This window comes from Nitrincola schmidtii (assembly GCF_008973715.1).
Taxonomy (GTDB): domain Bacteria; phylum Pseudomonadota; class Gammaproteobacteria; order Pseudomonadales; family Balneatricaceae; genus Nitrincola; species Nitrincola schmidtii.
Genome location: NZ_WBOL01000001.1, coordinates 117,914 through 130,542, shown reverse-complemented (window position 1 = coordinate 130,542; position 12,629 = coordinate 117,914). Strand labels below are relative to the sequence as shown.

Here is a 12,629-nt window from a genome sequence, read left to right as displayed (position 1 = left end):
AGTTACGATTGAGTATAAGCTTGTAGATCATCCGTGTTTAAATATACACACAAAAAAGTGATCAATGATCTGTGATCCGGTCTTTTCATGACAACGTAGGAGTCAAGAATGCAGGAAGATAAGCCCACAGGAGGCGACGTGAACGCAGTCATTCAGATCGCGGAGGAGAAGAAAAAACAGCAGCGTGACTCTTGGTCTGCGCGGCTATCTTCTCTGGCCGAAACACGAGATAAATCCGAGTTTGCCGCTATATTCGAATACTTTGCACCTCGGGTTAAATCATACATCATGAGACTTGGTATGCCACTGGCAACCGCTGAAGAAGTCACCCAAGAAGCGATGTTATCAGTGTGGCGTAAATCCCACCTGTTCAATTCAGCAAAAGCCAGTGCCAGCACTTGGATTTTTACCTTAGCGAGAAACCAATGTATCGATCGTTTACGTAGAGAAAAAGCGGTCGAATACGAGTTGCCTGAAGAAGAACCGGATCCTGACCAGCGTGATATGGCTGAACATTCAATTTTAGAAGAAAGAATGCAAATAGCGATATCAACTTTGCCTGAAAGCCAAGCTCAAGTGCTTCATCTTTCATACTACGAAGGTAAGTCTCATTCTGAGATAGCCGAACAATTAGGTATCCCGTTAGGGAGTGTTAAATCAAGACTGCGTTTAGCCTTTAGTAAACTTAAGGCGCACTGGGGGGAAGAAGAATGAATATCCGTCACCATTTTGATGATGCCACGCTGATGGCATATGCGGCTGGCACCCTCCCTGCGGGTATGGCGCTGCTAGTTGCTTGTCATTTGCATTGGTGCCCTGAATGCAGTCACCGAGTAAAGCAAGCTGAAGCGTTAGGCGGAGCATTATTGGACAGAATAGAACCCAAAGCCATGTCTAGCAATGCACTTAATGAACTATTGTCCCGTCTTGATGACGATATGGCCACCGAGGTTTCCTCTTTAGTTCAACCTGCTATTCTGCCTAAAGACGTACCTGCACCTTTACATCACTATATCAAAGGCTCTTTAGACGATCTGCCATGGAAACGTCTGGGTTATGGCGTCCATCATATTGATTTGAATTTAGGTTCGAAGGGTACCACGCGGTTGTTAAAAATAGCACCGGGTGTGTCTGTTCCGCATCATACGCACAGTGGAAATGAGCTAACGCTTATTTTACGTGGCTCTTATACTGATGAAGTTGGTCGTTTTAGTGCAGGTGATGTTGCTGATCTTGATGGCGAAATTCATCATCAGCCTATTGTTGATACCGATCAGGATTGCATTTGTTTAATTGCTACGGATTCTCCATTGAAGTTCACAGGTTTCATGGGACGTCTAGTACAACCTTTTATCGGTATGTGATCACCTAAATGAAACTGGTTTGGCTGCGTAACGATCTTCGTGTTTTAGACAATCCTGCACTTTTTAATGCCAGTGACGCCCAGCAGGGCGTCACTGCATTTGTCACCCTCTGTCCACTTCAGTGGAAAGATCATGATGATGCACCGATTCGCTGGTCGTTGTGGCGTGATCATTTAGTCACGATTATTGCTCAGTTGAATACACTTAAGGTGGGTTTCAGGGTGTTGATGACGGATACTTTTGCTGAGTTACCTGATGCAATTATACGACTAGCGACTGAAGTTAACGCCACTGAACTACACTTTAACTATGAATACCCTCTGAATGAACGACATCGTGATAGACACGTCTGTCAAACGCTAGAATCACAGGGTATACATTGTTTTGGTTATCACGGTGAATTGATCATTGCGCCAGGACAGGTAATAACGGGTCAAGGGGGGATGTTTAAAGTTTTTACTCCTTTCAGTCGTGCTTGGCGTCAGGTTTACTTAAATCAACTGCCAGAACCCTTAGGGTTGCCAGCCGTGCAACCGGCTGCTCTTCAATCCGATGAGCTTCCTTCCGATTTAGGTTGGTCAGATATTTCAGAATCGTCCATTAAGTTAGATTCAAGCCTATGGCCAGTAGGTGAGGATAGTGTTCATCAGCGTTTAATCGAATTTGTTGAAGAAAAAGAGTCAAGTTATAAACAGCAAAGAGACTTTCCTGCCATTTTAGGTACGTCTAAAATTTCTCCTTACCTAGCCATAGGTGCTTTATCTCCCTTGCAATGCTTGCAGGCATTAAAGCTGTCAACACATCACCAAGAAGACTGGTTAGCAAGCACTTGGTTAAATGAAATTATCTGGCGTGAGTTTTATCGTCACCTTCTGGTTGCCTGGCCTAATATGTCTCGTCTAGAGCCTTTCAGACCCGAGGTCGAAAATCGTATCACTTGGCGAAATAACTCTGAAGGTTTTGATGCCTGGTGTCGTGGCGAAACCGGTTTTCCCATTGTGGATGCCGCCATGAAGCAATTATTGAATACCGGCTGGATGCATAATCGATTAAGAATGGTCGTAGCATCATTTTTAACAAAATTATTGGGTGTTGATTGGCGTCTAGGCGCTGCTTTCTTTATGCGTCATTTAATTGATGGTGACTTTGCATCCAATATGGGAGGCTGGCAGTGGGCTGCTTCTGTGGGTGCTGACGCTGCTCCATATTTCAGAATTTTTAATCCTCAACTGCAAAGCGAAAAATTCGATCCTGACGCTGTATTTATAGCCACTTGGCTACCAGAGTTAGCTGCAGTACCCGCTAAAAAACGCCATTTACCCGGTGCTGGCCAAGAGTACGGCAGACCAGCTCCGATTATTGACTATAAAGCTGCCAGAAAAGCCGCTTTAGATGACTATCAACAGCATGGATAGGTATACTCAGGGATTACATTGCTCTGAGACCTTTAGTTAGCCTATGCGAGATCCTGATCAAACAAGGCGCTTTACCGCCAAACTTTTTCAAGTCAGCTTTTGGTTGCTGTTGCTAGGTGCTTTGGCCGTTTATTTTGGTGGCTTCTTAGACCGTCGTGATAATCCTAATCGTCATCTGTTGCAGTATGTTCAGCATGATGGTCCCGCTGAAGTCATTCTTCATCGAAACCGCAGTGGTCACTATATTGCACCGGGTCAAATCAATGGGCATGATGTGATTTTTTTGCTGGATACGGGAGCGACTACCATTAGCGTTCCGGAACGTATTGCCAATCAAGCGGGCCTTGTTGCGGGTCGTGCTAATCGAGTCACAACCGCCAGTGGTGTGGTTGAGGTTTATCAAACCGAGTTGCAAAGTGTCCAGTTAGGTAATATCCAAATGCAGCAAGTGCAGGCACACATCAATCCTCATATGCCAAGTGATATCGTCCTGCTAGGCATGAGTTTTATGAAAAACCTGGAAATGACTCAGCGTGATGGCATTCTCACACTCAGAATTCCTTAAGGAAACCTAATGTCACAACACATCTTAACCCCCTCCGAACTGATCGAACAATTGAATCAAGGGCCTGTCGAATTTACAGATGTGATTGCCTGTATCGATCAGCATTATGTCTTTACACCCGTCGCCTTTACCAATGGTGAAATCAGTAATGAAGCGGGAACCAACCTTGGCTCTTGTAAAATTTTTGCTTTTGCTAAACGACACCAGCTGTCCGAAAGTGCGACCTTGCATGCATTTGGAGCTTTTTATAGTGAAGATGTATTGAAACACCCAGATGCGACAGACCATCAAAATATTCGCAACTTTATGCGCAGCGGTTGGCAAGGTGTCAGTTTTGCTGAAGATGCCTTACAAGCTAAATAGGATCACATTATCGTGCAAACATCGATGCAATGGTCGCGTTTATTAACAACGAAGCGTTATGGTCATGAATCCTTAACTCCTAAAGAAATAGGGCGCAGCCACTTTCATAAGGATAATGATCGTATCGTGTTCTCCAGTGCTTTTCGTCGCTTAGGTCGTAAAACACAGGTTCATCCCTTAGCACTCAATGACCATATTCATACACGTCTGACCCACTCGATAGAGGTAGGTAGCCTTGGTAGAAGTTTGGGTATCCGTGTCGGTGAGTTAATCGCTGATCAATTGCCTGAGTGGGTAACACCCCACGATCTGGGTACGATTGTTCAATCAGCCTGTTTAGCTCACGATATTGGTAATCCACCCTTCGGACATGCCGGCGAATATGCCATGCGAGATTGGTTTCGACGTCATGCTGAGGATCAGCGTTTTCGTGATTTGGCCCCTTTAGAGCTGCAAGACTTACAAACCTTTGAGGGTAATGCTCAAGGCTTTAGGGTCGTCACCCGTATCGAAAATAATCTGTTTGACGGTGGTCTGCGCTTAACCTATCCAACGCTGGGAACCTTGCTGAAATACCCTTGGACAGTTGACCGTAGTGGTCGTAAGGGTAAATTTAGTGTCTTTCAAAGTGAAATAGAGATACTTGATCTGCTGGGAGAAGAGTTAGGTTTAATCTCACTTGGTGATCATTTTTGGTCTCGTCATCCATTAACTTGGCTCATGGAAGCAGCAGATGATATTTGTTATGCCATTTTGGATCTTGAAGATGCCATTGAATTGCATATTCTTACTTTTGATGAGGTGAAGCCGATTTTATTGCAGTTGTGTGGCGATCTGAGTTTTGATGACGCTATTTTCAACTCTCAAGCGTCTGCGCGCCGCAAAATTTCTGCGTTGCGAGGCAAGGCAATGGAAAATATGGTGAATTCCGCGGTGCAAACCTACGGCAAACACTACGATGCGATTATGGATGGCAGCTACCAAGGCGAACTACTCAGCGATGGTGATCCAATGGTGGCTGAAGGGTTGAAAACGGCAAAGCGTATCGCCCGTGAACGCGTGTTTCCCAACAACAGAAAAGCAGAGCTTGAAGTCGGTGCCTACACAACCCTAGGTGTATTGCTAGACGCCTTTTGTGATGCGGTGTATGAATCCCATCAGAAGAAAGGTGAAGACCTAGGCTATCGAACTGAAAAGATCATGACCCTTCTAGGTATTCATGCCCCACCAGCGGAATGGCCTCTGTATGATAGCTACATGCGTGCTGTGGACTTTATTGGCGGCATGACCGATACCTACGCCACTTATCTTGCCCGGCAAATAGGTGGTGGAATAGGGCAGCACCTGCCTAGTTAAGCGAGAGTTTAAGAGAGAGTTTAAGTGAGAAGAGAATGGCGTCTTTAAAAGATCAACTGAGCGGTTTGGTTTACTCCACTGAAAAAGGAAAGCTTTGTCCGGGGTGTGGTGAATCGATTGATGCCTGTCGTTGTGATGATATTGCAGAACAACAGCGACTGGCGAATTTAGATGGTGTGGTAAAGATCCGTCGCGAAGTGGCGGGTCGAAAAGGCAAGGGTGTGATCACTATTTCAGGAGTGCCTTTGCCAGAACAAGAGCTAAAAACCCTAACCAAGAAACTAAAGCAACGCTGTGGAACTGGCGGCTCGTTAAAGGACGGTGTTATCGAGATTCAGGGTGATCAGCGAGATGTGATTAAAGCCCTACTGGAAGCAGAGGGCTTTAAGGTCAAAATGACAGGAGGTTAACGGTAAGGTTGTTAAAGCAAAAGTTTAGTCAAAAAATCTATAGAGAGTAAGATACGCCGAGTGATCCGTAGCTATGCGTACCCTTTTGTCCACGAAATTGCTTGCTGCGCCATATATTTGCATAGGATATTTTCCAGCGGTCAAAATGTGTGGCAAACCCAAGCGATAGATCACCGGTAAGATGACGCTTCTCTACCGAATGACTGTCTCGGAAAGTGTTGCCATCTAAGAAAATATCATGCAACGCCAAGCGTCCATCTATGGATACAAAACCGTGGAAGCCAAAGGGGTTTGAGCCATTACCATTGACTGGCATTGGTACACTATTATCACCACCAGGTCGTAATGCTGACGTACCGAAATCTCCGGGTAAATTATGACCTAGTCGATATTGGCCACCGGTATTTAAGTGGGTGGCGACATTACCAAGGCTACCGCCGCCATGGACAATAAAATCTTGCTGCCAACCAGGGATGATTGTGTGTCGAAAGATGCGGTTTTTATGTTCATAAACAAACTGTAGACCTAGCTCATTACCGAGTTGATTATCCCAACCATTAAAACGTTCAATATCGCGTATATCATGAACAAAATCCTGAGCTTCTTTAGCTAAGGCAGCAGGACCAACAATACCCACATTAACTTCAAATGAGTTCAAACGATCAAGTGAACGAGTGTGATAACCCATACCTAAGTATAACCAGCCTGCGTAAGGGCGATCATTAGGGTCAATAGTTGTTCTCTCTCGGTCGTCCGGAGTAAACATTTTCTGACCCAAAGAGAAAATCATACGACGGCTGACCTCGCCATCATGATCATAAGAAACGGGATCCAGCGGGCTTAAAAAGCGGTTAGCATTTCGCATCCATAGTGGTAGGCTTTCGTCATCGACAAAACTATCAATATCTGGCGAAACCCAAGACATTCTAACTCCGTTTGTATATTGTTGATCTGTACGGCTGAAAAGATCATTTTCAAAAAATAAGTTAAGCATCCAGCGTTCACGCACAGCGCTTATAGCGACATCATCACTATAAAAAACTTCCTCGACGACCATTTCCGAAGATGGTTCGGATAGATTTTCAACAGAAAAACCCTCCTCGGCCAATATATTTAGGCTAAAAAACGCACACAAAAGAGTAACGCTAGCACTGGAAGCGAAGCGACGAGAAAACATGATAAAAATACCTAGGAAATGATGTTGCAGACGTTAGTATTGTACGCAAAGTGATCATCCTTAGCTACAGATAGAGACTTTTGTCGATACTATAATATTGTCGATACTATATCAGTGGTGCCGTATGTGAAGGCCCCTCTAAGAGTAAGTCTTTAAGTATCTGTAATCCCTTCTTTAAGATGATGATATCGGCTGGTGGCGTCACACAAATTCTGACTGCTTGGGGGGCTGGATAAGATCCTACACAAAAAGGATCAGAAGCGATCAAGGTAATACCTAAACGCGCCGCTTCGTTTACAAAGTCAACAGCGCGCCAAGGTTCAGGTAGGTTAAGCCAAGCATGAAAACCGTAAGGGTGAGCAATAGGCTGATACTCGCTTAGGTATTGCTGTAGTAAAACTTGTCGCTGTTTGACCTCTTGCCATTGCCAATCTATTAAGGCATCAACATTGCCTGATTCTAACCACTGACATACCAATGCACCGACAATTCCGGGCACGGACCAACACTGTGCTCGCAAGGAAGCAGACAGGCGTGGCATCAAATTAGTGGGTGCACGTAAGGCTCCAAAGCGAATACCGCCCTCAATAATTTTTGATACGCTGAAGATATATAAAGAACGTTCTGGTGCCAGTTGATAAAAAGGTGTGCCTCTTTCTTCGGGTAACACGTATTGAACCGCATCTTCTAAAATCAATAGATCATAACGCCTGGCAATCTCGATCAATGCCAAGCGTCTAGATTCGCTCATCTGTTCGCCGGTAGGATTGTTATATTCAGGCATGACATAGAGTAAACGTATTTTTTGTTGCTGGCATAATCGCTCAAGCGCATCAGGCATGATGCCTTGTTCATCGGTCGGAATCGGTAAGTGCTTTAAACCTAGCTGGCGCGCAACCGCGATCATGCCAGGATAGGTAAGTGCTGCTGACGCAACCGCTTCTCCTGGGCGAATCAAGGCTTGCATGGCTAAAAAGTCGGCATGCTGTCCACCTTCAGTCAGAATTAACTCATCTGCTGAAACAGTAAGTTCATGTTGTGTTAGCCATTTAGCAAGTATTTCACGTTGCTGAAGATTACCTTGCTCTGGTTGGTAAGCTAGCACTTGTCGCAATGCGACTGGATTATTGGCTAGGTTTTGTAGACTAATCGCCAGTTGTTCGCTCCGAACGGCATTGGGAATCGGAATGCTTAGGGACAAATCAATACTGTCAGCATCAGCTTTTGAAAGATGATGGAATTTCGGTTCGTCAGATTGAATTCCTCGAATACGCGTCCCGCTCCCGACTCTTGCTTCGGTCAAGCCTCGTCTTTCTGCTTCCCGATAGGCACGAGAAATAGTACCCAGCGTAACCCCTAAGGCATCAGCCAATAGGCGTTGAGGTGGTAATGGATCACCGGGTTTCAACGTGCCACAAGCAATATCCGCTGCTAACTGATCAGCTAAAGCAAGATACAGAGTGTCTTGAGTTTTATCTAAGATGGGTAGCCATTGGCAACGAGCACGAGCTTTCTCTTGAATTCGCAAACGAGTATCTCCATCACTGAATTGCTAGATTGTTTGGGTCACAATTAATTAATTGAACTGTATTGGTCGTATATATATCTTTAATTGTACTTAACAAGAGTTAAGTTTTGAACCGTTTAATTGATAATTGTATTGATACAATTTATCAGGGAGGAGTGATTTATGACCATCTCAAATCTAGAATTTATCAGTCTAATGCTGCCGGTATTGGTGTTTTCATTCAGCATGTCTATCACTCCAGGTCCAAACAATGTGATGTTAACTGCTTCCGGAGCTAACTTTGGATTTCGTCGCAGTATTCCACATATGTTAGGTATTACCTTTGGTGTGATGGTGTTAATGTCGGCCGTTGCACTAGGATTAGGTATTTTGTTCGAGACTTGGCCGGTGATGATGGTCGTACTAAAGGTGGTCGGAAGTACCTACCTAATTTGGTTGGCATGGAAGATCTATCATTCACCTGCGCCTAAGTTAAATAAAGAAGGACAAAGCAAGCCCTTAACGTTTTTTCAGGCTGCAGCATTTCAGTTTGTTAACCCAAAGGCTTGGATGATGGCTATCTCAGCACTGGCCTCGTTTACCCTCAGTGGAGATGCATTTTTAGTGTCAGTGGTATTGGTGATTGTCGCGATGGCGATTGTGAACTTGCCATCGATTGCACTCTGGGCAAGTTTCGGTGTTTTGCTAGGTCGAATACTCAAAACGCCAATCCATTGGTCATACTTTAATCGAGTCATGGGTGGCTTAACGGCATCTTGTGTTGTGATGATTTTGATCTAGTAAGTTTGTGGTACTGATGTCCAGTTTGCGATATAAAGAGAGTTTAAACTTTTCTCGAGGTCGCTGTGATTGGACGTCAGCTAACCTACACAGGTTTGATACTAGCGCTATTGCTAACTTGTAGCGTTAGTCAGGCTCAAATCCTTCATTATATAGATGATCAGGGTCGTCGTGTCTTTGTTGATCATATTACTAAAGTACCTCAGCAATATCGTGAGCAGATAGAAGTGCGTGCTACTCGTATGACTCCAGAGCAGCAAGCAGAGATGGAGCTACAGCGTTTAGAGAGGATGAATCAACAGCAGTTGCAGCAACAGTTAAGAGAAGTCGATCAAGCAATCGCAACCCTTACAACATCGGTGAGTATTCGCGGAAATAGTGTCCTAGTGCCTGTTCGAGTGATGCTAGGGGGTAGGAGTGCTCAGTTGAACTTAGTTTTGGATACTGGCGCAACCGCTACGGTTCTTCATCGACAACCCCTAGAAAGGTTGCGTGTTGATGCACGTCCAGCCGGTTTTGCTCAAGTTGCTAGTGGCGATATTATTCAAACCTACTCAGCTAGATTCGATAGAATTGAAATAGGACCCTACCAGTTAAGTACTCCGAGAGCGGGTATTATCGACTTTCAAGGCAGTGCACCACATGATGGCTTACTGGGCATGGATTTTCTGCGCCAGATAGAATACCGGATAGATTTTGATAATGAGCAAGTGGTTTGGGACCCCAGTCGCTTGGCTAATTTACAAGCGACCCGAGCCGAAATTGAAGAGGCTATGCGATTGCTCGCTCAGCAAGATTAAGTTCAAGCGTCGCTTTGAGTAGTCTGAAAAGTGAGATAGACGCATCTATCTCCTCTTTACGATTGGTTAAGCTTTCAATATTTAGTCCCAAAGGCAAACCGAGCGGCAGGCAAGCTTCCAAAATCTGTTCTAAGCTATTGTGGCAAATGCGAATAGATTCAGATAAAGGTGACTCTGCGTCCAAAATACGCCAACGTGTCGCTGCAGGTACAGAAATCCCCAACCAATGCATGAACTCCAGTGTTTTTTCACTACCACAGGGCGTAAAAGTTAAAATAATGCGCTTAGGGGTTTCGCCGCGTAAACGGCATTCACGAGCATAGCCAGTCAGTAAGTCGATGGTTGCTTGTGGGTTATACACCGCTTGAGAGATAAAGAAAGAGCAACCTTGTTCAGCCTTTTGTATCAAGCGTAAATGTTCATTTCCTTTAGCTGCATGACGTTCAGCGATTGTGACGCCTCCTAAGGTAAAGGGTAATCCACTGTCTCGAAAGGCATCGTAAGCTTCGTTAAGGTTTAGATGAACTTGGCCTTCAGAAGATGGAGCACCTACTAAGACAAGATGCTGTTGACTGAATTTTTGATGGGTTTCTTGCAACCAAGCCTCAAAGCTACTGCGATCTCGCTGTGCTACACTTTTATAAGTAATGGTGTCACGACCAGACAGTCGTGATAACAGGTAAGAATATTATCGTGGATCACGGGTTTCCATAAAGGGAAAAGGGCGAGGTTGATCGATGCGACTGCTTTCATCTTGAATGTCGTAAACGACAACACCGTCATATTCGATGCTACTGAGACGACCTAACAGCTTTTCCGCGATCTCGGCCATTTTTTCATCATCGGTACCGGCGCGTGGTGGCGTAGTGCCAATGAAATAAACTCCCTGTTGAGGATCGTTTAATGTGTCCGAAAGATTGCGATTCATAGCTTACTCAGTGTCGTGATAGATTAATATTCAGTCGCAATTAGTTTAACAATGAAACCCATTCAATAAACCTACTTTTGAATTGAAATTTTTATGAGTCAAAATGAGACAGTTTCATCACCAGAATCTTTGTTTAAGCAAATCAACACAGATTTACCTTTGCCTCCGCTAGAGAAATGGAACCCGGATTTTTGTGGTGATATAGATATGCGTATCGCTCAAGACGGTCGATGGTTTTATCAAGGAGGTGAAATCAAGCGGCCCGCCATGGTTAAAATGTTTTCCCGCATTTTGTGGAAAGAGGGCGATCTGTATTTTTTGAAAACGCCAGTGGAGAAGGTCGGCATTCAAGTCGATGATGTTCCTTTTCAAGTGATTGCTGTAGAACGATTAGACCAGACACCCGCGATATTGCGCTTCAAAACGGCAACTGGAGAAGTGGTTGATGCAGGGCCAAAGCATCCAATCAGAGTGGTGACAGATGCTAACACGGGCGAGCCATCACCCTATTTAATGATTAGACAGGGAATGGAAGGCCGCATTCAACGATCGGTCTTTTATCAGTTGGCTGAATGGGCAGAACCGATGGCTACATCCGAAGGTCAAGCCTGGGTAATTTATAGTCAAGGTGAAGCGTTTAGTTTAGGGGTGGAGTAAGTAAGATCATCTCAAGTTTTGATGCTCTTGGCCGATAACGGATACAGATAATATGAGGGCAGTACTATGAGCACTATCAACTCACTTCAACCATCGTTTGTTCGAACTAATGATGCTAAGCAACCTTCAGTCTCATCATCTCGAAATGACTCAGGCCCTCAGCTCAATCAACTGCAAACCAAAATTCTTCAAACCCTTGCCCAGCAAATTCCAGGCATGAATCTAGAGGGCATGAAAAAACTTGATGCCAATCAGTTTACGCCCGAAAAAGTTGCGGATCGTATCAGTGGTTTTGTTGCACAAGGCATGGAAATGGCTCGTGCCCGTGGAGAGTCGGAAGAAAATATCCAAAAGCTTTATGACCGAGCGATGAAGGGTGTTGAAAAAGGTTTTAAAGAGGCCAAAGAGATCCTCAATGGTTTGGGGGTACTGAATGGCAAAATTGCAGAAGACGTTGCGAAAACTGAAGAATTAACCTTTGATAAGCTTCGTGCTTTATCACCCGACCAGCGTATGGCGTCTGATTTGGTTTCTATGTCCGTAGCACAGCGTTTCGAGCGTGCGGATAGTTTTGAGCTGAATGTCACCACCAAAGAAGGTGATCAGGTCAAAATTCGATTTGATCGGAGTGAAAGTTTTCAAGCAGGAATGAGTGTTGCCGCAGATGGCAAAGGTAACTCTGCAGCAGTGTTCGATATGAGTCGTACGCAAAGTTCCGGTTTTTCATTCAGTGTTGAAGGCAACCTGAATGCGGATGAAATTGATGCGATTCAAAATCTCATTAGGGATGTGAGTCAGTTGTCCGATGAGTTTTTTAATGGTGATGTACAGCGTGCCTTTGAACAAGCCGGACAGTTATCTCTTGATGGTTCACAACTCAGTGCCTTTGATCTGACTTTAACCCGTACTGAAGTTCGTAGTATGGCCAGCCAGTATCAACAAACTGAAAAACTCACCGATCAAACAGAAGACCAACGTCCGGGTCGTCGCTTAGGTCAGTTAGTCCAAGAGTTGCGTGATCAGTTTAACAACCGCATGCTTGAGTTTGTTCAAGACCAGATGGGCTTCGGTAAATCGTTGATGCAGTCTCTGGTTGAACAAGACACTCGCTTCAAACTGGCCGATGCGGAACAACAGGGTCGCTACCAAGATAATCTTGGTCAATTGTTGAATGCAGTTGATCCGAAGTCTGATAAGGTCTGAAAATCTGCTGTGACGGCGTGGTTTGGTATGCTGAGTTTGGAATTGCATGACACGCCGTGAAATTATCCCTGATGGCTCCACTG

At 44.7% G+C, this 12,629-nt stretch carries 15 protein-coding genes; 11 read left to right on the top strand and 4 right to left on the bottom strand.

Annotation, left to right across the window (positions count from 1 at the left end; all coding sequences use genetic code 11):
• Positions 1–108 precede the first annotated feature (108 nt).
• From F7R24_RS00565 to F7R24_RS00535, 7 genes are read left to right on the top strand one after another with little or no spacing between them, the layout of a single operon-like run.
• Positions 109–714, top strand: coding sequence for a sigma-70 family RNA polymerase sigma factor (locus tag F7R24_RS00565; protein ID WP_151669293.1), 606 nt, complete (start codon positions 109–111; stop codon positions 712–714).
• Positions 711–1,364, top strand: a complete 654-nt coding sequence (locus F7R24_RS00560; RefSeq protein ID WP_151669292.1) for a ChrR family anti-sigma-E factor — start codon at positions 711–713, stop codon at positions 1,362–1,364. The genes F7R24_RS00565 and F7R24_RS00560 overlap by 4 nt, the downstream gene beginning before the upstream one ends.
• Before the next feature lie 8 nt (positions 1,365–1,372).
• A complete protein-coding gene (locus F7R24_RS00555; protein ID WP_151669291.1) occupies positions 1,373–2,779 on the top strand; it encodes a cryptochrome/photolyase family protein in 1,407 nt (468 codons plus the stop codon).
• 43 nt (positions 2,780–2,822) lie between these two features.
• Positions 2,823–3,344 (top strand): retropepsin-like aspartic protease family protein, encoded by a 522-nt coding sequence (locus F7R24_RS00550; RefSeq protein ID WP_151669290.1) that lies wholly within the window; start codon positions 2,823–2,825, stop codon positions 3,342–3,344.
• Positions 3,345–3,353: 9 nt separating this feature from the next.
• Positions 3,354–3,707 (top strand): HopJ type III effector protein, encoded by a 354-nt coding sequence (locus tag F7R24_RS00545; protein WP_151669289.1) that lies wholly within the window; start codon positions 3,354–3,356, stop codon positions 3,705–3,707.
• 24 nt (positions 3,708–3,731) lie between these two features.
• The gene (locus F7R24_RS00540) at positions 3,732–5,063 is read left to right on the top strand and encodes a deoxyguanosinetriphosphate triphosphohydrolase (protein WP_151669511.1); all 1,332 of its coding nucleotides are present in this window, start codon (positions 3,732–3,734) and stop codon (positions 5,061–5,063) included.
• Between the two features lie 35 nt (positions 5,064–5,098).
• Entirely contained in the window at positions 5,099–5,473 is a 375-nt protein-coding gene (locus tag F7R24_RS00535) for a translation initiation factor Sui1 (RefSeq protein ID WP_151669288.1), read from the top strand.
• Between the two features lie 37 nt (positions 5,474–5,510).
• Here the strand turns inward: F7R24_RS00535 and F7R24_RS00530 are convergent, their stop codons facing one another.
• Both F7R24_RS00530 and F7R24_RS00525 read right to left on the bottom strand, forming a co-directional pair.
• Positions 5,511–6,650, bottom strand: a complete 1,140-nt coding sequence (locus F7R24_RS00530) for a lipid A deacylase LpxR family protein (RefSeq protein WP_240775922.1) — start codon at positions 6,648–6,650, stop codon at positions 5,511–5,513.
• Positions 6,651–6,756: 106 nt separating this feature from the next.
• A complete protein-coding gene (locus F7R24_RS00525) occupies positions 6,757–8,178 on the bottom strand; it encodes an aminotransferase-like domain-containing protein (RefSeq protein WP_151669287.1) in 1,422 nt (473 codons plus the stop codon).
• Between the two features lie 162 nt (positions 8,179–8,340).
• Here F7R24_RS00525 and F7R24_RS00520 point away from each other — a divergent pair, with 162 nt between their 5' ends.
• Together F7R24_RS00520 and F7R24_RS00515 are read left to right on the top strand one after the other, a co-directional pair.
• A complete protein-coding gene (locus F7R24_RS00520) occupies positions 8,341–8,958 on the top strand; it encodes a LysE family translocator (RefSeq protein WP_151669286.1) in 618 nt (205 codons plus the stop codon).
• Between the two features lie 65 nt (positions 8,959–9,023).
• Complete coding sequence (locus F7R24_RS00515; protein ID WP_151669285.1) at positions 9,024–9,758, top strand: retropepsin-like aspartic protease family protein; 735 nt, start codon at positions 9,024–9,026, stop codon at positions 9,756–9,758.
• Here the strand turns inward: F7R24_RS00515 and F7R24_RS00510 are convergent.
• Entirely contained in the window at positions 9,730–10,356 is a 627-nt protein-coding gene (locus F7R24_RS00510; protein WP_420812967.1) for a hypothetical protein, read from the bottom strand. The two genes, F7R24_RS00515 and F7R24_RS00510, sit on opposite strands and share 29 nt — an antisense overlap.
• 90 nt (positions 10,357–10,446) lie before the next feature.
• Positions 10,447–10,686: a hypothetical protein gene (locus F7R24_RS14960; protein WP_420812966.1), complete on the bottom strand. Its 240-nt coding sequence runs from the start codon at positions 10,684–10,686 to the stop codon at positions 10,447–10,449.
• A 93-nt stretch (positions 10,687–10,779) separates the two neighbouring features.
• Between F7R24_RS14960 and F7R24_RS00505 the strand changes: the two genes are divergently transcribed.
• Together F7R24_RS00505 and F7R24_RS00500 are read left to right on the top strand one after the other, a co-directional pair.
• Complete coding sequence (locus F7R24_RS00505; protein ID WP_151669284.1) at positions 10,780–11,343, top strand: DUF1285 domain-containing protein; 564 nt, start codon at positions 10,780–10,782, stop codon at positions 11,341–11,343.
• A gap of 66 nt (positions 11,344–11,409) precedes the next feature.
• Positions 11,410–12,546 (top strand): DUF5610 domain-containing protein, encoded by a 1,137-nt coding sequence (locus F7R24_RS00500; RefSeq protein WP_151669283.1) that lies wholly within the window; start codon positions 11,410–11,412, stop codon positions 12,544–12,546.
• The last annotated feature ends 83 nt before the right edge of the window (positions 12,547–12,629 follow it).

Bases quoted from the DNA above. Each gene is read 5' to 3' on its own strand.
- F7R24_RS00530 (WP_240775922.1), bottom strand. From the start codon at position 6,650: ATGTTTTCTCGTCGCTTCGCTTCCAGTGCTAGCGTTACTCTTTTGTGT.
- F7R24_RS00535 (WP_151669288.1), top strand. From the start codon at position 5,099: ATGGCGTCTTTAAAAGATCAACTGAGCGGTTTGGTTTACTCCACTGAA.
- F7R24_RS00555 (WP_151669291.1), top strand. From the start codon at position 1,373: ATGAAACTGGTTTGGCTGCGTAACGATCTTCGTGTTTTAGACAATCCT.
- F7R24_RS00520 (WP_151669286.1), top strand. From the start codon at position 8,341: ATGACCATCTCAAATCTAGAATTTATCAGTCTAATGCTGCCGGTATTG.
- F7R24_RS00540 (WP_151669511.1), top strand. From the start codon at position 3,732: ATGCAATGGTCGCGTTTATTAACAACGAAGCGTTATGGTCATGAATCC.
- F7R24_RS00565 (WP_151669293.1), top strand. From the start codon at position 109: ATGCAGGAAGATAAGCCCACAGGAGGCGACGTGAACGCAGTCATTCAG.
- F7R24_RS00500 (WP_151669283.1), top strand. From the start codon at position 11,410: ATGAGCACTATCAACTCACTTCAACCATCGTTTGTTCGAACTAATGAT.
- F7R24_RS00550 (WP_151669290.1), top strand. From the start codon at position 2,823: ATGCGAGATCCTGATCAAACAAGGCGCTTTACCGCCAAACTTTTTCAA.
- F7R24_RS00505 (WP_151669284.1), top strand. From the start codon at position 10,780: ATGAGTCAAAATGAGACAGTTTCATCACCAGAATCTTTGTTTAAGCAA.
- F7R24_RS14960 (WP_420812966.1), bottom strand. From the start codon at position 10,686: ATGAATCGCAATCTTTCGGACACATTAAACGATCCTCAACAGGGAGTT.
- F7R24_RS00545 (WP_151669289.1), top strand. From the start codon at position 3,354: ATGTCACAACACATCTTAACCCCCTCCGAACTGATCGAACAATTGAAT.
- F7R24_RS00560 (WP_151669292.1), top strand. From the start codon at position 711: ATGAATATCCGTCACCATTTTGATGATGCCACGCTGATGGCATATGCG.